Genomic DNA, 19634 nt, shown 5'->3' on the forward strand with positions numbered 1-19634 from the left:
TCAGCGGGAAACCAGACCTGCTTCGTGGGCCAGCAGACCCGCCTGCGTCCGGTTCGTGCAGTCGAGCTTCACGAGCATCCGCGACACGTAGCTCTTCACCGTCGCCTCGGCCAGGTGCAGCCGGGCTGCGATGTCCGCATTGGACAGTCCTTCGCCCAGGCAGGCCAGCACGTCCCGTTCGCGCTCGGTCAGTCCCGCGGTCCGGCGGCGGGCGTCGTCGGCTCGCTCGCGGCCGTCCGCGGACAACGCCACCAGGCGGCGTGCCGCCGAGGGGGAGAGCACCGTGTGGCCGTCCGCCGCCACGCGGACCAGGCCGATCAGGTCCTCCGGCGGGGTCGACTTCACCAGGAAGCCCGCCGCGCCGGCGCGCAGCGCGCGGATCACGTACGTGTCCGCGTCGAACGTCGTCAGCGCCACCACCGCCGGCGGGTCCGGCAGCTTCGCGATCCGGCCGATCGCCGTCAGCCCGTCCACGCCCGGCATGCGCAGGTCCATCAGCACCACGCGCGGGCGGTGGCGGACCACCGCCTCGACCGCCTCCGCGCCGTCGGCCGCCTGGGCCACGACCTCGATGTCGCCCGCCGAGCCGAGGATCGTGCGCAGGTGCGCGCACACCATCGGCTCGTCATCGACCACGAGCACCGGGATCACAGTGCGTGCCTTCCGCCGTCGGGACGTAGGCGGGCAGTATCGCACCGACCCGGAACCCGCCGCCGGGTGCCGGGCCCGCGTCGAACCGCCCGCCGACCAGCTCGACCCGCTGGCGCAGCCCGGCCAGACCGGCCCCGGAACCGGTGCCCGCCAGCGCCGGATCGGGCGGGCGCGCCGCCGCCGTGCTGGCCACCGAGACGTCCAGCCCGCCCTGGTGGTAGCGCAGGGCGACCGTCGCCGACGCGCCCGGCGCGTGCTTGCGCACGTTCGTCAGCGCCTCCTGCACCAGCCGGTACGCGGTGCGCGCGACGGTCGGGGACACCGCCGCCGGATCGCCGTCCACGACCAGCTCCGTCGGCACGCCCACCGAACGGGACTCCTCGACCAGCCGCGCCGGATCGCCGGGCTCCTCCGGGCGGAGCGTCCGCGGGCCGGTGTCGGTTCCGTTGCGCAGCACGCCGACCAGGTCGCGCAGCTCGTCCAGGGCCAGCGCGCCCTCCCGGCGGATGTCCTCGGCGGCCGTGCGCACCGCCGGGTCGCCGGACGTCACGCCGAGCGCCCCGGCGTGCAGCACCATCAGGCTGAGCCGGTGCGTGACGACGTCGTGCATCTCGCCCGCCAGGCGCCGCCGTTCCTCCGCGCGGGCCTGCTCGGCGAGCAGGTGCTGTTCCCGCTCGGCGCGTTCCGCGCGGTCCCGCAGCGACTGCAGCAGCTGCTTGCGCGCCTCGGCGTAGAACGAGATCGCGACCGGCAGGACGGTGCTGAGCAGCCCGAACGGCGTGATGCTCCAGTTCGGTTCCCACGGCCGGGTGGCGATGAGCGCGAGGACCGCGGTCAGCCACAGCACGGTCCGCCGGTCCAGCACCCGCAGCACCTGGGCCAGCATCACCGGGGTGACGGTCGGCACGGTGGTCATGGCGATCGGCTGCACCGGCACGAGCAGGCCCGGTGCGAACAGGTCGGAGGCCAGCATCGCGAACGCGGCCGCCGTGACCAGCCCGGTCACCAGCACCGGGAACCGGAACAGCAGCACCAGCGAGAGGTCGCAGACCACCTGCAGGACCAGGCCGGCGCCGGGACCGAGTGCCCCGGTCGTCCGGTCGCCGACGAGGTGGTAGAGGACGTTGAGCCCGGTGAACACCAGCGCGCCCGCGAACATCCAGAAGGCGTCGGCGCGGCTCGGCCACCACGGCCGCCGGGTGCTGGTCACGCGGTCACGGTAACGGCTCGCGCGGGCCGCCGCCCCTGGTGCGCAACGAAAGTTGCGGTGTTCCGCGCGGTGCGCAACTTTCGTCGCCGCGAACACCCACCTCTCCCGGTTTCGCGGGGGCCGCCGCGGCCGGTCGGATGGGGGTATGAACGAGCTGTCCCTGCCCGCACGGGCGTACCTGCTGGCGTGCGACACGCGGCGCGACCGGCTGCCGGACCGGGAGCACGTCGCGCTGCTGGTCCGCGCGGCGGCGCTGACGGACCTGGTGCTGCGCGGCCTGGTCACCGACGACGGCGGCCGTCCGGCGGTCACCGGCGACGGCGGCACCGGTCACCTGGTCCTCGACGACCTGCTCGCCGAGCTGACGGCGGACCCGCACCGGAAGTGGCGGGCGTGGGTGCGCCGAGGCGCCCGCGGAACGCTGCAGTCCCTGGAGGCCCAGCTCGCCGCGGCGGGCACGATCGAGCTGCGGACGTCCCGCGTCCTGGGGCTGTTCCCGCGCCGCCACCCCGTCGTCCGCGACGCGGCGACGGCGGCCGCGCTGCACGACGAAGTGGCGTCGGCACTGCGGACCGAGGCCCGCGTGCCCGCGGACGTCGCGGCCCTGACCGCCCTCGCGGCGGCGGTCGAGCTGGGCACGGTGCTGCCCGGCCGGGAGCGCCGCCGCCACCGGGAACGCCTTGCGCAGCTGGAGGAACAGGCGGGCGTGACGGTCCCGGCCCTGCGGAAGGTGGTCCGCGAGTTCCGCGCGGCCCGCGCGGCGGTGGTCGCCTCGTCGTCCGGCAGCGCCGGCGCATAACGCTCCGGACGCCGTGTCGACCCCTCAATCACGCGTGTCGACCCTGGAATCACGCGTGTCGGCGTTCCGCTCACCCCGGTGCGGTTCCCGCGTGTGCGCGAACGGTCGACACGCGTGAGAGAAGGGTCGACACGCGTGATCGGAGGGTCGACACGGGGTCAGCCGCTGAAGAGGCGGTCCAGGTAGTAGTCCACTGTGGCCACTGCTTCGGCCGGGGTGCGGTGACCCATCAGGATTTCCGAGCCCTGGGAGTCCGCGATCGCCCACAGCACCGACGCCTCGGTCTCCGGGTCGGCCGACGCCGGGACGTCGCCCGCCTCCTGGGCCTGGCGGACCTGGTCGGCGAAGAACGCCAGCAGTTCCGGCATTCCCTCGCCGAACGCCTTCGCCATCGCCGGGTCGGCGACCGCGCGGATGAAGTACGCGACGCCGATGAGGAAGTCGCCTTCGCTGTCGGGGTCCCGCGGCAGGATCTCGACCAGGCACGCGCGCAGGATCGACCGCGGCGTCGGCGGTCCCTCGGCCAGGACCTTCGCGGTGATGCGCTCGCTGCGCAGCTTGTGCCGGTGCTCCAGGGCGTAGCGCAGCATCTCGTCCTTGGTCTTGAAGTAGTGCTGCACCGACCCCATGGACATGCCCGCCTCGGCGGCGACCTGGCGCAGGCTGACGCCCTCCAGCCCGGCGCGCGTGGTCAGCCGCTGGAGTGCCTCGGCGATCTGCACCCGGCGCTGCTCGTGGTCCACCTGTTTCGGCACGTCCGCTCCCGTTGTCATGCGACCGCATTGCGAAGATCGGCTCTCCACCGTTACGATGCGACCGCATTGTAAAACAACCTCGGGGGGTTCTCCGGTGACCACCGGATCCGTACAGCTCCGGCCGCCGCGCCACGCACTCGACCGCCGCGCGATCGCCTGGTGGCGGGCGCAGCAGGCGCTCGTCTTCGCACCGGCCGTCCTCGTCCTCGTCCTGCTCGGCGTGCTGATCCCGCCGGCCGCCGCCTGGCTGCTGGTCCCGGCCGCCGTGCTCGCGCTGCTCGGTGCCGCCTGGTGCGTCGTGCTGCCGCTGTGGTGGTACGGCCTGCACCGCTGGGAGGTCACCGACACGGCCGTCTACGTGCGGTCGGGTTTCCTCTGGCAGGAATGGCGGGTGGCGCCGCTGTCCCGCGTCCAGACCGTCGACACGCTGCGCGGCCCGCTGCAGCAGCGCTTCGGGCTCGCCACCGTCACCGTGACCACAGCGTCGGCGCGCGGCGCGGTGAAGCTGCGCGGGCTCGACGCGCGGCTCGCCGCCGACGTCGCCGAGCAGCTGACCGAACGCACCGCCGCCACGCCCGGGGACGCGACGTGACCGGCTGGCGCCGCCTCGACCGGCGCACCCTCGGCGTCACGGCGGTCCTGCTGGCCGGCGTCGCCGTCTCGGCCGGGACGCCGATCGCGATCGGCACCGGGTCGCTCTGGCTCGTCCCGGCGGCACTGCTGCTCGTCGGCGGCGGTGTGCTGGCCGACTACGTCCGCTGGCGGCACACCCGGTTCCGGTGCACGGCCGACCGCCTGGAGATCGAGTTCGCCTTCGTGACGCACACGCGGAAATCCTTGGCCCGCGACCGGATCCGCACCGTCGACCTGACGGCCAATCCGGTGCACCGCGCGTTCGGCGTGGCGGTGCTGACCATCGGCACCGGGGAGCGGGACCGGATCACCCTCGCCCCGCTGGCCCGGGCGGAGGCCGAAGCCCTGCGCGCCGAGCTGCTGCACCGGATCCCGGAATCCGCCGCCGAAGACGGTCCACTTGCGACACTCGACCCGCGCTGGATCCGGTACGCGCCCGTGTCGTTCGTCGCGCCGGTGCTCGGGCTGTCCGCGTTCGGCGGGCTGTTCAAGGTCGCCGACTGGTTCGGCGCCGGCGGCGGGCTCCTGAAGTGGCTGCTGAACCTCTTCGGCGAACTTCCGTTGGCCGCAAGCATTCTGCTGCTGGTGGTGCTTGCGGTGGCCGTCGGCGTCGTGGGCGCGGTGGGCCTGTTCGTCGAGATGTGGTGGCACCACCGGCTCGACCGCGAGCCCGGCGGCACCCTGCGCGTCCGCCGCGGCCTGCTGACCACCCGGTCGATCACCATCGAGGAGCGGCGGCTGCGCGGGGTCGAGCTGGTCGAGCCGCTCGGTGCCCGGCTCGCCGGGGCCGCCCGGGTGGACGCCATCGCCACGGGCATGAAACGCGACGACGACAAGACCGAGTCCAAGACGCTGCTGCCCGTCGCGCCGCGCGCGGTGGCCGCCCGGGTGGCCGCGCAGGTCGCGGGCGAGCCGGTCGCGGACGTCCCGCTGGTGCCGCACCCGCCCGCGGCACGGGGACGGCGGCTGCGCTGGGCACTGGCCGCCGCGCTCGCCCCGGTGGCCGTCCTGCTGATCCTCGGCGCGCTGCTCACCGACGTCCTGCTCGTCGTGGCCGCGGCGGTCGCCGTCGTCGCCGTGCCGGTGGCGGTCCTGCTGGCCCGCGACGCCTACCGCGGCCTCGGGCACGGCGCACGCGGGCGCTACCTGGTGACGCGGGCGGGCTCGGTCCGGCGGAGCACCGCCGTGCTGGCGCGGGACGGCGTCATCGGCTGGACGGTCAAGCAGTCGGTGTTCCAGCGCCGCCGCGGGCTGGCGACGTTCACCGCGACCACGGCGGCCGGATCGGGTGCCTACTCGATCCGCGACGCCGACGCCGCCGAAGGGCTCGTCTTCGCGGCCTCGGCCGTGCCGGGAGTGCTCGCGCCGTTCGCTTCGGTGCCCGCCGAAGCGTCACGGGCCTAGCCTCGACGGCATGGACGAATTCGCTGCCCTGCACGTGCCCGGTGACCCGCTGCTGCTGCCGAACGCGTGGGAGTTCGGCGTCGGCGCCTTCCTGGCCGCGCAGGGCTTCCGTGCCCTCGGCACGACCAGCCTCGGCGTGTCCGCGGCGGCGGGGGAGCCCGACGGCGCACCGTCGTCGCGGGCCGCGACCGTGGCACTGGCCGCCCGCCTGGCCCGCCTGGACGCGCTGATCACCGTCGACATCGCCGACGGCTTCAGCGCGGACCCGGCGGCGGTCGCCGGCCTCGCGGCCGAGCTGGCCGCCGCCGGTGCGGTGGGCATCAACCTCGAAGACGGCCGCGCCGACGGCTCGCTCGCGCCCGCCGACGTCCAGTGCGCGCTCATCACGGCGGTCAAGGAGCGGGCGCCGGGGCTGTTCGTCAACGCGCGGACGGACACGCACTGGCTCGGCGACCGGTCGATCGCCGAGGCGGAGCGGCGGGCCAGGGCGTACGCGGTGGCGGGCGCGGACGGCGTGTTCGTGCCCGGCCTCGCCGACCCGGCGGACGTCGAGCGGATCGTCGCCGTCGGCGTCCCGGTCAATCTGCTGTTCCTGCCGGGGAAGGTCACGGTGGCGGGCCTGGCCGCGCTGGGGGTCGCGCGGGTCAGCCTGGGGTCGCTGCCCTACCGGGTGGCGCTGGCCGCGGCGGTGGAGACGGCGCTGGCGGTCCGGGACGGCCGGGCCCTCCCGGTGAGCCCGCCGAGCTATGCCGAGGTCACGGCGGTGCTGCCGAAAACCGGGTGAACGTCCCAGGCCGCGTCTGCTTGGCTCGGCTCATGCGTGCCTTCGATGCCGACTTCGCCGTCCCCGCCGGATACCTGAACACCCCCAGCGTCGGCATCCCGCCCACGCCGGTCGCCGCCGCCGTGGCCGAGGCGGTGGAACGGTGGCGGACCGGTGCGGACCGGCCAGGGGACTTCGACGAGTACGTCACGCGGTCGCGGGCCGGGTTCGCCCGCCTGCTCGGCGCCGATCCCGCGGACGTCGCGATCGGCGCCTCGGTCTCGCAGCTCGTCGCGAACGTCGCCGCGGCGCTGCCCGCGGGCACCCGGGTCCTCGCCGCCGAAGGCGACTTCACCAGCGTCACCTTCCCGTTCGCGGCCAACCCCGGCGTCACGGTGACCGAGGTGCCGCTGGAGGAGCTGCCGCAGCGGGTCGAGGGCCACGACGTCGTCGCGGTGAGCGTCGTCCAGTCCGCCGACGGCCGGATCGTGGACCTGCCCGCCCTGCGCGCCGCGGCCGAGGCCGCCGGGGCGGCGGTGCTGCTGGACGCCACCCAGGCCGCCGGCTGGCTGCCGCTGGACGTCACGTGGGCCGACTGGGTCGTCGCGGGCGGCTACAAGTGGCTGCTGGCGCCGCGCGGCAGCGCGTGGCTGCTGGTCCGGCCGGACGCGCGGGAGCGCACCCGGCCGGTCGCCGCGAACTGGTACGCGGGGGAAAACCCGTGGGCCACCGTCTACGGCCTCCCGCTGCGGCTGGCAGGCGACGCCCGCGCGTTCGACCTCTCACCCGTGTGGCTGGCCCAGGTCGGCGCGGCGGCGGCGCTGGAGTACCTCGGCGGCCTCGACCTCGCCCAGGTCCGGGCGCACAACACCGGCCTGGCGGACCTGTTGCTGGAGAAGCTCGGACTGCCGCCGCGCGGCACGGCGATCGTGGCGCTCGACGCGGACCCCGGACGGGTGGCGGCGGCGGGCATCGTCTCGGGCGTCCGCGGCGGCCGGGTCCGGGTCGGCTTCCACCTCTACAACACCGCTGACGACGTCGAACGCGTCTTACGCGCATTCGAGTGAACCCCGCCGGGGCGGTGGCCTACCGTATGTCCCCGTGGTTGGTGCGCATTTCACCCCAGGCCCGTCCGACACGGCCCCGCTGGGCGCGGTGCCCCCGCAGCCCCGCCCGCCGGTGCCCGGCCCACCCGCGCGGAACACCCGGTCGCTGCTGCTCAAGGGCGCCGGGCTGGTCGCGATCGCCGTCGTGGCCGGCCTGGTGTGGTTCCTGATCCGGCACGACCCGACGCCGCAGGCGCCGGTCGCGCAGCCGACGGCGCAGAACAGCGGGCAGTTCCAGTTCACCAAGGTGGCCGGCCCGGACAAGGGCGACGACTGCGTCGCGAAGTCCTACGGCGACACCAAGGACTTCTTCCAGGACAACCCCTGCCAGTCCCTGGTCCGCGCGCTCTACACGACCGAGACCGGCGGGGCGAAGGCGCTGGTGTCGGTGGTCGTGGTCGGGATGCCGGACTCGGCGAAGGCCAAGGCCCTCAAGACGCTGACCGAGAAGGACGGCACGGGCAACGTCACCGACCTGGTCCGCGACAAGACGTTCACCGGCGGCCCCAGCGTGAGCGGCAAGAACGCGGCGTACGCGTCGAAGGTGGACGGCACGGACACGACGATCGTGCTGGCCGACTTCTACGCCAAGCACCAGGACAAGGACCTGCTGGAGAAGATCGCCGAAGACGCCCTCCGCCTGTCGGCCGACCTCCACGCCTGACCCGCTCTCAACGCCTCTGAAGGCCACCATCACGGCGTCCAGTGCCGTGATGGTGGCCTTCAGGGGCATCCGGGGTCAGGCCGGCCGGCCGGGGAGCGCGATCGCCTTCGGCTTCTCGCCCGCCTCCGCACGCCACGGCGTGCCCCGGCGGGAGGCCGCGACCAGCGCGTTGAGCGCCGTCGTGCGCAGGCCCGCGTCGTCGGTGTGGCCGACCACCGCCAGCCACGCCGACGCGCAGTCCGCTTCGGCCGTCGCCACCACCTGGGACGCCGACTTCGCGTCCGTCACCGGGTTCTTCGGCACGTACGCCGGCTCCGGGGCCACCGGGGTCGCCCCGGACGCCGACAGCGTTGTCTGCAGGAAGTCGCGGCGCAGGGCGTGTTCGGCCGCGCCGCTCTTCTCCGCGTCGCCGAAGTCGGCCGGGAGGAACGCGCCGACCAGCCCGTACACCCAGACCGCCGCGTGCTCGGCCGCCAGTGCCGTCTGCAGCGGGTCGACCGCCTCCGCGGGCACCGCGCCGCCCGGGGCCGCTCCCACCTTCGGGGCGTCTTCGCCGGGGCCCAGCGCGGGGTCGATGCGCTGCAGCGCCGCGCAGCCCGCCGCCACCGCCGCGGCCAGCCCGGCGCGGTAGCGCGGCAGCGCGGGCACGAGGTCGGCCGCCTGCTTGCGCGCGGCCGCCAGCCGGTCCTTCAGCTCGCCCAGTGCCCCCGGGGCGGGCGGCGCCGGGGAGGGGGACGGCTTGGGCCGGTTCAGCCGGTCCACTTCGGACTTCAGCGCGGCCGCGTGCGCCGCGCGCGCGTCGGCGAGTTCGCCGGCGGCGGCGTTGCCTGCCAGCGCGCGGGCGGCGGCCGCGTCCGCCTCGGCGGCCGCCAGCAGCGGCTGCAGCGGGTCGGGGCTTTCGTCGTAGCCGGGCCCGCAGGCGGCGAGGGGAACGGCCAGTGCGGCCAGCGCCCCCGCGCGGAGGGCGCCGCGGCGGGTCAGCTCGGTCGGTCTTCCGGTCACGCCGCCCCATCCTGCCAGGCCCCGGGGCGGCCCCGCCGCTCGCGCGGGGTGACGGGGGTACCGGATAAGCTGGTCCACCACCGACCCGCGTGACCCCGATCCGAAAACCGGTCCGAAACCAAGGAGAGCCCCACGTGCCAGGAGAACTCGCCAGCCGGCTTCAGCCGATAGTGGCCGAAGCCGTCACCGCCGCGGGTTTCGACCTCGATGCGTTCGAGGTGCAGCAGGCCGGCCGGCGGCAGCTGGTCAAGGTCGTCGTCGACGCCGACGACGGCGTCGGGCTGGACGAGGTCGCCGAGATCAGCCGCAAGGTCTCCGCCGCGCTCGACGAGAACGAGCACGTGCTCGCGAGCGCGTACACGCTGGAGGTCACTTCGCCGGGCCTGGACCGCCCGCTCACGCAGCCGCGGCACTGGCGGCGCGCGCGGTTCCGCCTGGTGAAGATCACCCCGGTCGAGGGGGCGGCGTTCGTGGGCCGGGTCGGGCACGCGGGCGAAGACGCCGTCCGCGTCCTCGCCGGCGGCAAGCTCCGCGACGTCCGCTACGCCGACGTGGCGAAGGCGGTCGTGGAGATCGAGTTCAAGCAGCCGCCCGCCGAGGATCTGAAACTGCTGGAAGACGATGCGTCCGGCCTGATCGCCGCCGGTCAGGCCGAGACGGAGAAGGGGTCGAAGTGAACGTCGACATCGCCGCGCTCCGGGCGATCGAACGGGACAAGGACATCCCCTTCGAAACGGTGATCGAGGCCATCGAGACGGCCCTGCTCACCGCGTACAAGCACACCGAGGGCCACCAGCCGCACGCCCGGATCGACATCGACCGCAAGACGGGACTGGTGCGCGTGCTCGCGCACACGCTGACCCACGACGGCCAGATCGACGAGGAGTGGGACGACACCCCCGAGGGCTTCGGCCGGATCGCCGCCACCACCGCGCGCCAGGTCATCCTGCAGCGGCTGCGCGACGCCGAGCACGAGAAGACCTTCGGCGAGTTCTCCACCAAGGAGGGCGAGATCGTCGCCGGGGTGATCCAGCGCGACGCGCGCGCCAACGCCCGCGGCATGGTCGTGGTCCAGGTGGGTGACACCGAGGGCGTGCTGCCGTCGGGTGAGCAGGTGGCCGGGGAGTCCTACGAGCACGGCAGCCGGATCAAGGCCTACGTGCTCACGGTCTCGCGCAGCAACCGCGGCCCGCAGATCACGCTCTCGCGCTCGCACCCGAACCTCGTGCGCAAGCTGTTCGCGCTGGAGGTCCCGGAGATCGCCGACGGCACCGTCGAGATCGCCGCCGTCGCGCGCGAGCCGGGACACCGCACGAAGATCGCGGTCAAGTCCACCGTGCCGGGCGTCAACGCCAAGGGCGCCTGCATCGGCCCGGTCGGCGCGCGCGTGCGCAACGTGATGAGCGAGCTGGCCGGGGAGAAGATCGACATCATCGACTACTCCGACGATCCGGCTCGCTTCGTCGGGAATGCCCTGTCGCCCGCGAAGGTTGTGTCGGTACGAGTCGTGGACGAACGGGCGAAGACCGCCCGGGTCGTGGTGCCGGACTTCCAGCTGTCGCTGGCGATCGGCAAGGAGGGCCAGAACGCCCGCCTCGCCGCCCGCCTGACCGGCTGGCGGATCGACATCCGCAGCGACGCCGCACCGGCGGACGACGAGGGTGATCAAGACCACGCCAGTCCGTCGCGGCCCGCCGCGACAACCGGTTCGGCTGAGTGAAGGTCGAAGCGCTAGACTCAGGAGTGGTTCAAAGCCCGCGGCGGGTAGCCGAGCACCAGCCCCACCGGAATTTTCCGGTGCGGACTTGTGTCGGCTGCAAGCGGCGGGCCTTGATCGGTGAGCTGCTGCGCGTGGTCGCGGTGGCCGGGCGGGTGGTCGTCGACGAGCGTCGGCGGCTGCCGGGCCGGGGAGCTTGGCTGCACCCCGACCCGGACTGCCTGGCCAAGGCCGAACGGCGGCGGGCCTTCCCGAGAGCCCTGCGGGCTACGGGGGCGCTCGACGTCCGCGAGGTCCGTGAGCACGTCGGGCTCGCCACTACGCACCACGAACCCGGGACGTCCCCGGGTTCGCGAGGAATCAAGGAAGCAGGTCGACCCGTCATGAGTCAGCCGTGAAGCTGAAGCCATGAACGCGCGACGATAAGGACGAGGTCAGCGGGTCCCCCGCCTGGCCTCCCCTAGATGAGGAGAGCTGTGCCAGGCAAGGCCCGCGTACACGAGCTCGCTAAGGAGCTCGGCATCACCAGCAAGGACGTTCTCGCGAAGCTGAAGGAGCAGGGCGAGTTCGTCAAGTCCGCGTCGTCCACGGTCGAGGCGCCCGTCGCCCGCCGTCTCCGCGACGCGTATGCGCCCAAGGGCGCGAAGAAGCCCACGCCGACCCCCGGCCCGTCGGCGCGTCCCGCGCCCCCGGCCGCCAAGCCGGGCGCCCCGGCGCCCAAGCCCGCCGCACCGGCCCCGCAGCAGCAGGCGCCCGCGGCGAAGGCCGCCCCGGCGGCCCCGCAGCAGCAGGCCCCGGCCTCGAAGCCGGCCGCACCGGGCGCCCGTCCCGGCCCCCGGCCCGGCCCGCGTCCGGCCGCGCCCGCACCCCAGCAGCAGGTCCCGGCCGCGAAGGCCGACGCACCTGCCGCGCCCAAGCAGGACACCCCGGCCGCGCCCGCCTCGGGCGGCACCGGCTCGGTCGTCCCGCCGAAGCCGCAGGGCCCCAAGCCCGGCGGTCCCAAGCCCGGCCCGCGCACCCCGCGCGTCGGCAACAACCCGTTCGGCGTCGGCTCCGGCGCCCCGGCCCCGCGGCCGCAGGCTCCGCGTCCCGGCCCCGGCCAGGGCGGCGACAACCGCCCGCCGCGGCCCGGCGGCGGTGCCGGCGGTGACCGTCCGGCCCCGCGGCCCGGTGGTGGCGCCGGTGGCAACCGGCCGAGCCCGGGCAACATGCCCCCGCGGCCGAACCCCGGCATGATGCCGGGCCGCACCCAGCGTCCGGCCGGTCCGGGCGGTGGCGCCCGCGGTGGTCCCGGCGGCGGTGCCCGTGGTGGCCCCGGTGGCGGCGGCCGTCCCGGTGGCGGCGGCGGTTTCCGCGGCGGTCCCGGTGGTGGCGGCGGCGGTGGCTTCCGCGGCGGTCCCGGTGGCGGCGGCGGTGGCGGCGGCTTCCGTCCGGGCGGTGGCACGGGTGCCCCGGCCGGTGGCGGCGGCTTCCGTGGCGGCGGCGGTGGCCGTGGTGGCCCCGGCGGCCGTGGCGGCACCGCGGGTGCCTTCGGGCGCCCGGGTGGTCCCTCGCGCAAGGGCCGCAAGTCGAAGCGGCAGAAGCGCCAGGAGTACATGGACAACATGCAGGCGCCCAGCGTCGGCGGCGTCCGCCTGCCCAAGGGCCAGGGCGAGACGATCCGGCTGCCGCGCGGTGCCTCGCTGACCGACTTCGCCGAGAAGATCGACGCCAACCCGGCTTCGCTGGTGCAGGTGCTGTTCCACCTCGGCGAGATGGTCACGGCGACGCAGTCGGTGTCCGACGACATCCTGGAACTGCTCGGCGGCGAGATGAACTACAACGTTCAGGTCGTCAGTCCCGAGGAAGAGGACCGGGAGCTGCTGGAGACGTTCGACATCACCTACGGCGAGGACGCCGGCGAGGAGGAGGACCTGCAGGTCCGGCCCCCGGTCGTCACCGTCATGGGTCACGTCGACCACGGTAAGACCCGCCTGCTCGACACGATCCGGAAGACGAAGGTCCGCGAGAGCGAGGCCGGCGGCATCACGCAGCACATCGGTGCGTACCAGATCGAGACCGAGCTCGAGGGCACCAAGCGGCTGATCACCTTCATCGACACCCCGGGTCACGAGGCGTTCACCGCCATGCGTGCCCGTGGTGCGAACTCGACCGACATCGCGGTGATCGTGGTGGCGGCCGACGACGGGGTCATGCCGCAGACGGTCGAGGCGATCAACCACGCGCAGGCGGCGAAGGCCCCGATCGTGGTCGCGATCAACAAGATCGACAAGGAAGGCGCGAACCCGGACAAGATCCGGCAGCAGCTGACCGAGTACGGCCTGGTCGCCGAGGAGTACGGCGGCGACACGATGTTCGTCGAGATCTCCGCGCGGCAGAACATCAACATCGACGGCCTGCTCGAAGCGATCCTGCTGACCGCCGACGCCGCTCTGGACCTCCGGGCCAACCCGGACATGGAGGCACAGGGTGTCGCGATCGAGGCGCACCTCGACCGCGGCCGCGGCCCGGTGGCCACCGTCCTGGTCCAGCGCGGCACGCTGCGCATCGGTGACTCGGTCGTGGCGGGTGACGCCTACGGCCGCGTCCGCCGGATGGTCGACGAGCACAACGAGGACGTCACCGAGGCGCTGCCCTCGCGTCCGGTCCAGGTCATCGGGTTCACCTCGGTGCCGGGCGCGGGCGACACCTTCCTGGTGGTCGACGAGGACCGCGTCGCCCGGCAGATCGCCGAGCGCCGGTCGGCCCGGACGCGCAACGCGCTCAACGCGTCGCGCCGCAAGCGGGTCAGCCTCGAGGACCTCGACTCCGCCCTGAAGGAGACGAACAGCCTCAACCTGATCATCAAGGGTGACAACTCGGGTACGGTCGAGGCGCTGGAAGCCTCGCTGCTGCAGCTGGACGTCGGCGACGACGTCGAGCTGAACGTGGTCCACCGCGGTGTCGGTGGCGTGACCGAGTCGGACATCGACCTGGCGACCGCGTCCGACGCGATCGTCCTCGGGTTCAACGTCCGGGCACAGGGCAAGGCGACCGAGCGGGCCACCCGCGAGGGCGTCGACGTCCGGTACTACACGGTCATCTACCAGGCGATCGACGAGATCGAGCAGGCCCTCAAGGGCATGCTCAAGCCGGAGTACGAAGAGGTCGAGCTGGGCCGCGCCGAGGTCCGCGAGGTCTTCAAGTCCTCCAAGATCGGCACGATCGCGGGTTGCCTGGTCATGTCCGGCGAGATCCGGCGCAACGCCCGGGCCCGTCTGCTCCGCGACGGCACCGTCGTGGCGGAGAACCTGCCGATCAGCTCGCTGCGGCGGTTCAAGGACGACGTGGTCGAGGTCCGCGAAGGGTACGAGTGCGGTCTGACGCTGGGCTCGTACAGCGACATCAAGGTCGACGACGTGATCGAGACCTACGAGCAGCGCGAAAAGCCGCGAGCGTAAGGATGTTGGACACCGGGTGTGCGTTCTCGCGCACACCCGGTGTCTCCCTACTACACCACCCAAAAACTTGCCTATGTTCGTCGGAGCTCTCGAGCTCGACATCCTGCTCGGCGACGTCCATTCGCTGAAGCAGAAGCGATCCGTGGTCCGTCCGGTGCTGGCCGAGGTGCGCAAGCGCTTCGCCGTGTCGGTGGCCGAAGCCGGTCACACCGACCTGCACCGGCGGACCCTCATCGGAGTGGCCGTGGTCGCCGAAGGTGGCGAGCACGTCCGTGACGTGCTCGACTCGTGTGAGCGGTACGTGGCGAGCAGGCCGGAGTTCGAGCTGCTGTCGGCTCGCCGGCGGCTGCTCGGTCCGGAAGATTAGACGTTTCCAGGGAGAAGACATGGCCGATCCTGCTCGGGCTCGCAAGCTCGCCAAGCGGATCTCGCAGATCGTCGCGTCCGCGATCGAGCACGAGGTCAAGGACCCCCGGCTGAACTACGTGACCATCACGGACACGAAGGTCACCGGCGACCTGCACGACGCCACGGTGTACTACACGGTGCTCGGCGAGAAGCTGGACTCCGTCCCGGACTTCGCCGGTGCGGCGGCCGCGCTCGAATCGGCGCGCGGCGTGCTGCGCACGAAGGTCGGGCAGGGCACCGGGGTCCGGTACACGCCGACGCTGACGTTCGTCGCGGACACGATTCCGGAGGAGTCGAAGCGGATCGAAGACCTCCTCGCCAAGGCCCGCGAGGCCGACGCGGAGGTCGCCCGCCGCGCGACCGGCGCCCAGCACGCCGGCGACGCCGACCCGTACAAGGCGCCGCGTGAAGCGGCCGAAGAGGACGAGTTCGCGGAGGAGGAGAGCCGGGGCTGACCTGTGCTCTCCCGCCGTGCCCTGCTCGCCGGCAGCGCAGCCGCGCTGCTGGCGGGCTGCTCGTCGCCCGAACCGCCGCCGCCCGGCCCGTCCGCGGTGCCGCCGCCGTCCCGTCCGTCGGCGCTCACCGAGCCGGTGACGGTCCAGCGCATGCACTCGGCGGCCCGCGGCACCGACGTCGACCTCGTGCTGATCACCCCGTCCGGCGTCCCGGCCGCGGGGCTGCCGGTGTGCCTGGCCCTGCACGGCCGGGGTGCCCGGGCCCGCACGTTCCTGGACCTGGGCGTCCCCGCGGCGCTGACGGCGGCGGTGCGGGCGGGCACGCCGCCGTTCGCGGTCGCGGCCCTCGACGGTGACCACTACTGGGTGAACGTCGGTGGCGCCGACGACCCGCAGCGCATGCTCACCGAGGAGGTCCCGGGCTGGCTGACCGGCCGCGACCTGCGTCCGCCGTCGGCGGTGTTCGGCATTTCGATGGGTGGCTTCGGCGCGCTGAACCTCGCCAGGGCCAACCGGGACCTGAAGGCGGTGGCGACGGCGAGCGCGGCGCTGTTCACCAGCTGGCCGGACGCCCGCAGCCGCAAGGTGTTCGACGGCGAGGCGAACTGGCGGGCATGCGAACCCCTGCTGCACACGGGCGAGCTGCGCCCGGCGGGCCTGGGCGTCTGGTGCGGCGAGTCCGACCCGTTCCTGGGCGCGGACCGCAGGCTGGTGCAGGCGGTTTCACCGGAACTGGCCCGGTTTTCCCCGGGCGGGCACAAGGACGGCTACTGGCGCGGAGTGCTGCCGGAAGTCCTGAAATTCGTGGGAGAGCGGCTGTGATCAAGCCCGTGTGGACCGACGCGGACTTCCCGGTGATGGGCTGGCACGACTGCCACATCCGCGCGGTGGCCATCACCGAGCACGAGGACGACACCGTGCCGGCGGCCCGGCTCCTGCTGGACCTGGACTACATCGTGGAGTGGATCAAGCCGGCGCGGCGGCAGAAGTACTTCACGTTCCGGGTCGCCCCGGCGACGCTGGTGTTCGAGCACGTCTGGGACATCACCGGCGAGCTGGGACCACTGCACGAGTGCCTGGAGATCGCGGACCTGCACCGCCTCGACCCACCGGACGGCAAGCCGTATCCGGCATGGCACATCGAGGGACAGGGGTTCGACCTGAGGTTCCGGGCCACCGGCTACCGCCAGTACCTGCGCACACCGCCGCAGCACGTCTCGCAGCAGGTCCTCACGCAGGCCCAGCGCGGCGGCCTCGGCTTCGCGGAGCAGGGCTTCGCCTAACCCACGCCCACGCTCATTCACGGCCTCGAGAACTGGCAGGTGAGGGTGAATCAGGAGCTCGGCCGGGCGAAGAGGATCGCCTGGGGCACTTCGGCTTCCGGCCTGAGCAGCCACTCGGCCTCGACCGTGAACCCGGCCTTCCGCACCCGTCCGGCCAGCCACCACGGCTGCCGCAGGTGGACGTGCACCCGCATCGGGTGGCCGCCGTAGCCCTGGGTCTTCAGCCGGGTCCCGGCGCCGACGTGGTAGCCGATCACCAGCAGGCCGCCGGGCCGCAGGACGCGCCGGAAGTGGGCCAGTGCCGACGGCACGTCGTCCTCCGGGACGTGGATCAGCGACCAGAACGCCAGCACGCCCGCCACCGACGCGTCCGGCAGCGCCAGGTCCGTCATCGATCCCACTTCGAACCGCAGTCCCGGGTGCGAGCGGCGGGCCAGGTCGACCATCCCCGGCGACAGGTCGACGCCGAACGCCTCGACGCCCAGCGAGTGCAGGTACGCCGTGAAGTGGCCGGGTCCGCAGCCGACGTCCACCACCGGCCCGTCGGCGTCCTCGGCGAGCAATGACAGCGCTGACCGCATGTACGGCTGTTTCTCGAGCGCGTCCGCGACGAAGTCGGCGTAGCTTTCGGCCACCGTGTCGTACGACGTGGCGGTGTCGGCGAGCCAGCTCACGGGCGCAATCCTTCCAGCACCATGGTGAGCCCGCGCCGCCAGTCCGGGGTGGCGGTCGCCGCGGCGAACACGATCGCCAGGTCCTCGCCGCGGAAGTCCGGCCGCAGCCTGCCCGCCTCCTGAGCGCGCGCGATGATCCGCTCGATGCGGGAAGCGTTGGCCTGCTTGGCTTTCTCCAGCCCCGACGCCGGGTCGAACGCCCGCGCGCACACCTGCATGAAGCCGCGGTCGTTCACCTGCATCCGGACCGAACGCTCGAGCAGGAGCACGAAGCCGTCCCACGGGTCGTCGCACGCGAGCGCGTCCTCGGCGGCCTCCCGGGCTCCTTCCAGCGCCGGCAGGAACGCGGCCTCGACCAGGTCCGCCCGCGTCGGGAACCGGTTGTAGAGGGTGCCGATGGCGACTTCGGCCCGGCGCGCGATCTCGTCGAGCGGGGCGTCGACCCCCTTTGCGCCGAACACTTCCCGCGCGGCGGCGACCAGTGCCTCCCGGTTGCGGCGGGCGTCCGCGCGGAGGGGACGTTCCTCGACGGTCACGGGCGGAGTATAGCTTTGTCGACTCAGGACGCCGGTTTGACCGCGACCACCAGGTCGCGCAGGATCGCCTGGTCCACCCGGTGCGCGAAGCCCTCCCACGGCCCGCCTTCGCGGACGTCGAGCCCGGCCCGGCGCAGCACCTCGGTCAGCTCCTCCCGCGGCAGCACCGTCGTGTTCCACGAGATCCCGAGCGCGCCGCCCGGGCGCAGCACCCGCGTCCACACCGGCACCGCCGCCGCCAGCAGATCCCGCGGGCTGCGCTGCAGCCCGGCCTCCCGGTGGCTGCCGTGCTGGACGCCGTAGGGCGCGTCGGTGACGATCACGTCGCAGGAGTTCGCCCGCAGCACCTCGTCGGTGGTCAGGGTGTCGGCGTTGAAGTACGTCAGCTTGCGCGTGTCGCCCGCCTTGTACTCCTCCTTGGTCAGCGCGTACTCGATGTCGAGCCGCCGCCCCAGCCGGACCTTGTTGCGCCGCAGCTGGCCGGACTCGGCCGTGTGCTTGACGCGCTTGTTGCGCAGCCACGTCTTGATGAACGCCTCGTACGCCTCGAAGTCCTTCGCGTCGACGTCCAGGCCGGTCGCGTGCAGGCCGTACATCATCGCCTGGTTCAGCGTCGTGCCGCGGCCGCACAGCGGGTCGAGCAGGTACTTCGGCTTCTCCGAGAACGGGTCCGCGGTCGCCAGCAGCGTCACGTTCACCAGCAGCTTCGTGAACAGCTCGTTCGTCTTGCCCGCGTACTTCTGGATGGTCAGCAGGTCCGAATCGGCCTTCGCCAGCGGTGTGACGCGCACCGGGCGCAGGACGCCGTCGCCCAGCTCGAACAGCGCGTACAGCGACGAAACGTTCGACAGCAGGGCGAGGTCGCGCTCACCGAGCGGCGCCGAGCTGGTGAAGCGCACGTAGCCGACGCCGCCGAGCTCGACCTCCTCGATCGCGGACAGCTCGGCGGCCAGTGCCGTGCCGAACACCGCCAGCTCGGCGCGCAGCAGCGCGGGGGCGGAGGCGGCGTAGACCCGGTTGGCCGACGGGTAGACCAGCATCGCGTACTCAGGCATCCCGCAGAGCGTAGCGTGACGGTCCGTGACCCCTACTTTGGCGCAGGACATCCGCGACGCGGCCGCGCTGCTCGCCACGGCCACGGACGTGACCATCCTCGGCCACGTGCGGCCGGACGCGGACGCCCTCGGCAGCGCGCTGGCCCTCGGCCGGGCGCTGCGGCAGCGCGGCGCGGACGTGCGTGTCTCCTTCGGCGAGCCCGACGAGGCCCCGGAGACGCTGCGGTGGCTCGACGAGGACGGCCTGCTCACCCACCCGGACGACCTGCCGGACACCGAGGCGCTGCTGGTCTGCGTCGACACGCCGGTCCCGAAGCGGCTCGGCAGGCTCGCCGGGCGCGTCGAGCTCGCCGGCGCGGTGCTGGTGATCGACCACCATGCGACCAACACCGGCTACGGCACCTGCAACGTCGTCGACGAGACGGCGGAGGCCAGCGCGATCCTGGTGTTCCGGATCCTCGACGAGCTGGGCGTGGAACTCGACGAACCGATCGCGCGCGGGATCTACGCGGGGATCGTGACCGACACGAGCGGGTTCCGCCGGGCCCGCCCGGAGACGCACCGGATGGCCGCGCGGCTGCTGGCGGCGGGTGTCGACCCGGAGGCCGTGGTGCGCCGGATCGTCGACGAACGGCCGTTCGCGTGGCTGCCGATGCTGTCGTCGGTGCTGAGCGAAGCCCGGCTGGAGCCGGAAGCCGCGCAGGGCAGGGGTTTCGTGCACGCGGTGGTGCGGCTGGCGGCGGCGCGCACGGTGCGCGCCGAAGAGGTCGAGTCGGTGATCGACGTCGTCCGCTCGGTACGGGAGGCGGCCGTCGCGGCGGTGCTCAAGCAGGACCCGGTGACGCCGGGCCAGTGGCAGGTTTCGTTGCGCTCCAAGGGAATCGACGTCTCGGCGGTGGCGGCGGAGTTCGGCGGCGGCGGGCACCGGCAGGCGGCGGGCTGCACCGTCGCGGGCAGCGCCGAGGAGGTCCTGGCGGGCCTGCGGGACGCACTGGAGCGAGCGCCGCTGCTGTAGCCGATCCCGCTCGCTCGCCGGATGTCATGAAAGAGTCGTTCATGACGTCCGGCGAGGGGAAAGA

The 19634-nt window shown here is 73.5% G+C and carries 22 protein-coding genes; 15 read left to right on the forward strand and 7 right to left on the reverse strand.

Features of this window, described 5'->3' with window-relative positions:
• The gene (locus ABJI51_RS18330) at positions 1-651 is read right to left on the reverse strand and encodes a response regulator transcription factor (protein WP_348952242.1); all 651 of its coding nucleotides are present in this window, start codon (positions 649-651) and stop codon (positions 1-3) included.
• Positions 626-1861 (reverse strand): sensor histidine kinase, encoded by a 1236-nt coding sequence (locus ABJI51_RS18335; protein ID WP_348952243.1) that lies wholly within the window; start codon positions 1859-1861, stop codon positions 626-628. The genes ABJI51_RS18330 and ABJI51_RS18335 overlap by 26 nt, the downstream gene beginning before the upstream one ends.
• A 145-nt stretch (positions 1862-2006) precedes the next feature.
• Here ABJI51_RS18335 and ABJI51_RS18340 point away from each other — a divergent pair, with 145 nt between their 5' ends.
• On the forward strand, positions 2007-2660 hold the full coding sequence (locus ABJI51_RS18340) for a GOLPH3/VPS74 family protein (RefSeq protein WP_348952244.1): 654 nt from the start codon (positions 2007-2009) through the stop codon (positions 2658-2660).
• Between the two features lie 158 nt (positions 2661-2818).
• Here the strand turns inward: ABJI51_RS18340 and ABJI51_RS18345 are convergent, their stop codons facing one another.
• Positions 2819-3415: a TetR/AcrR family transcriptional regulator gene (locus tag ABJI51_RS18345; RefSeq protein WP_348952245.1), complete on the reverse strand. Its 597-nt coding sequence runs from the start codon at positions 3413-3415 to the stop codon at positions 2819-2821.
• A 55-nt stretch (positions 3416-3470) separates the two neighbouring features.
• Here ABJI51_RS18345 and ABJI51_RS18350 point away from each other — a divergent pair, with 55 nt between their 5' ends.
• The 5 genes from ABJI51_RS18350 (at position 3471) to ABJI51_RS18370 (ending at position 7985) form a co-directional block, all read left to right on the forward strand.
• Positions 3471-4007 (forward strand): PH domain-containing protein, encoded by a 537-nt coding sequence (locus tag ABJI51_RS18350; protein ID WP_431605626.1) that lies wholly within the window; start codon positions 3471-3473, stop codon positions 4005-4007.
• Positions 4004-5452 carry a PH domain-containing protein gene (locus ABJI51_RS18355; protein ID WP_348952247.1) on the forward strand — a complete coding sequence of 483 codons (1449 nt, stop codon included), beginning with the start codon at positions 4004-4006 and terminating at the stop codon, positions 5450-5452. The genes ABJI51_RS18350 and ABJI51_RS18355 overlap by 4 nt, the downstream gene beginning before the upstream one ends.
• A 10-nt stretch (positions 5453-5462) precedes the next feature.
• Positions 5463-6236, forward strand: a complete 774-nt coding sequence (locus tag ABJI51_RS18360; RefSeq protein WP_348952248.1) for an isocitrate lyase/PEP mutase family protein — start codon at positions 5463-5465, stop codon at positions 6234-6236.
• Positions 6237-6268: 32 nt separating this feature from the next.
• Positions 6269-7282, forward strand: coding sequence for an aminotransferase class V-fold PLP-dependent enzyme (locus ABJI51_RS18365; RefSeq protein WP_348952249.1), 1014 nt, complete (start codon positions 6269-6271; stop codon positions 7280-7282).
• A 112-nt stretch (positions 7283-7394) separates the two neighbouring features.
• Positions 7395-7985 carry a hypothetical protein gene (locus ABJI51_RS18370; protein ID WP_348952432.1) on the forward strand — a complete coding sequence of 197 codons (591 nt, stop codon included), beginning with the start codon at positions 7395-7397 and terminating at the stop codon, positions 7983-7985.
• Positions 7986-8060: 75 nt separating this feature from the next.
• Here the strand turns inward: ABJI51_RS18370 and ABJI51_RS18375 are convergent, their stop codons facing one another.
• Complete coding sequence (locus ABJI51_RS18375) at positions 8061-8987, reverse strand: ferritin-like domain-containing protein (protein WP_348952250.1); 927 nt, start codon at positions 8985-8987, stop codon at positions 8061-8063.
• A 134-nt stretch (positions 8988-9121) separates the two neighbouring features.
• Between ABJI51_RS18375 and rimP the strand changes: the two genes are divergently transcribed.
• The 8 genes from rimP to ABJI51_RS18415 all read left to right on the forward strand — a co-directional run bounded on the left by rimP (position 9122) and on the right by ABJI51_RS18415 (position 16290).
• Complete coding sequence (gene rimP / locus ABJI51_RS18380) at positions 9122-9664, forward strand: ribosome maturation factor RimP (protein WP_348952251.1); 543 nt, start codon at positions 9122-9124, stop codon at positions 9662-9664.
• The gene (gene nusA, locus ABJI51_RS18385; protein ID WP_348952252.1) at positions 9661-10707 is read left to right on the forward strand and encodes a transcription termination factor NusA; all 1047 of its coding nucleotides are present in this window, start codon (positions 9661-9663) and stop codon (positions 10705-10707) included. Before rimP ends, nusA begins: the two co-directional genes overlap by 4 nt.
• 110 nt (positions 10708-10817) lie before the next feature.
• On the forward strand, positions 10818-11102 hold the full coding sequence (locus ABJI51_RS18390; RefSeq protein ID WP_348952253.1) for a YlxR family protein: 285 nt from the start codon (positions 10818-10820) through the stop codon (positions 11100-11102).
• Positions 11103-11180: 78 nt separating this feature from the next.
• The gene (infB, locus tag ABJI51_RS18395; protein ID WP_348952433.1) at positions 11181-14144 is read left to right on the forward strand and encodes a translation initiation factor IF-2; all 2964 of its coding nucleotides are present in this window, start codon (positions 11181-11183) and stop codon (positions 14142-14144) included.
• A gap of 73 nt (positions 14145-14217) precedes the next feature.
• Positions 14218-14511 (forward strand): DUF503 domain-containing protein, encoded by a 294-nt coding sequence (locus tag ABJI51_RS18400; protein ID WP_348952254.1) that lies wholly within the window; start codon positions 14218-14220, stop codon positions 14509-14511.
• A gap of 19 nt (positions 14512-14530) precedes the next feature.
• Complete coding sequence (rbfA, locus tag ABJI51_RS18405; protein ID WP_348952255.1) at positions 14531-15007, forward strand: 30S ribosome-binding factor RbfA; 477 nt, start codon at positions 14531-14533, stop codon at positions 15005-15007.
• Positions 15008-15010: 3 nt separating this feature from the next.
• On the forward strand, positions 15011-15829 hold the full coding sequence (locus ABJI51_RS18410; protein WP_348952256.1) for an alpha/beta hydrolase: 819 nt from the start codon (positions 15011-15013) through the stop codon (positions 15827-15829).
• A complete protein-coding gene (locus ABJI51_RS18415; protein ID WP_348952257.1) occupies positions 15826-16290 on the forward strand; it encodes a hypothetical protein in 465 nt (154 codons plus the stop codon). The genes ABJI51_RS18410 and ABJI51_RS18415 overlap by 4 nt, the downstream gene beginning before the upstream one ends.
• A 50-nt stretch (positions 16291-16340) precedes the next feature.
• Here the strand turns inward: ABJI51_RS18415 and ABJI51_RS18420 are convergent, their stop codons facing one another.
• Genes ABJI51_RS18420 through ABJI51_RS18430 form a run of 3 tightly spaced genes read right to left on the reverse strand, consistent with a single transcriptional unit; the run spans position 16341 to position 18555 of the window.
• A complete protein-coding gene (locus ABJI51_RS18420) occupies positions 16341-16964 on the reverse strand; it encodes a class I SAM-dependent methyltransferase (RefSeq protein WP_348952258.1) in 624 nt (207 codons plus the stop codon).
• Positions 16961-17500: a TetR/AcrR family transcriptional regulator gene (locus ABJI51_RS18425; protein WP_348952259.1), complete on the reverse strand. Its 540-nt coding sequence runs from the start codon at positions 17498-17500 to the stop codon at positions 16961-16963. Before ABJI51_RS18425 ends, ABJI51_RS18420 begins: the two co-directional genes overlap by 4 nt.
• 23 nt (positions 17501-17523) lie before the next feature.
• Positions 17524-18555: a TRM11 family SAM-dependent methyltransferase gene (locus ABJI51_RS18430; protein WP_348952260.1), complete on the reverse strand. Its 1032-nt coding sequence runs from the start codon at positions 18553-18555 to the stop codon at positions 17524-17526.
• A 25-nt stretch (positions 18556-18580) separates the two neighbouring features.
• Here ABJI51_RS18430 and ABJI51_RS18435 point away from each other — a divergent pair, with 25 nt between their 5' ends.
• The gene (locus ABJI51_RS18435; RefSeq protein WP_348952261.1) at positions 18581-19570 is read left to right on the forward strand and encodes a DHH family phosphoesterase; all 990 of its coding nucleotides are present in this window, start codon (positions 18581-18583) and stop codon (positions 19568-19570) included.
• Positions 19571-19634: the final 64 nt, after the last annotated feature.

Source organism: Amycolatopsis melonis, from assembly GCF_040064235.1.
Classification (GTDB): domain Bacteria; phylum Actinomycetota; class Actinomycetes; order Mycobacteriales; family Pseudonocardiaceae; genus Amycolatopsis; species Amycolatopsis melonis.

What these genes read in the sequence shown, in the direction of transcription:
- ABJI51_RS18400 (WP_348952254.1), top strand. Translation starts at nt 14,218, where the DNA reads ATGTTCGTCGGAGCTCTCGAGCTCGACATCCTGCTCGGCGACGTCCAT.
- ABJI51_RS18340 (WP_348952244.1), top strand. Translation starts at nt 2,007, where the DNA reads ATGAACGAGCTGTCCCTGCCCGCACGGGCGTACCTGCTGGCGTGCGAC.
- ABJI51_RS18365 (WP_348952249.1), top strand. Translation starts at nt 6,269, where the DNA reads ATGCGTGCCTTCGATGCCGACTTCGCCGTCCCCGCCGGATACCTGAAC.
- ABJI51_RS18430 (WP_348952260.1), bottom strand. Translation starts at nt 18,555, where the DNA reads ATGCCTGAGTACGCGATGCTGGTCTACCCGTCGGCCAACCGGGTCTAC.
- ABJI51_RS18350 (WP_431605626.1), top strand. Translation starts at nt 3,471, where the DNA reads ATGCGACCGCATTGTAAAACAACCTCGGGGGGTTCTCCGGTGACCACC.
- rbfA (WP_348952255.1), top strand. Translation starts at nt 14,531, where the DNA reads ATGGCCGATCCTGCTCGGGCTCGCAAGCTCGCCAAGCGGATCTCGCAG.
- ABJI51_RS18360 (WP_348952248.1), top strand. Translation starts at nt 5,463, where the DNA reads ATGGACGAATTCGCTGCCCTGCACGTGCCCGGTGACCCGCTGCTGCTG.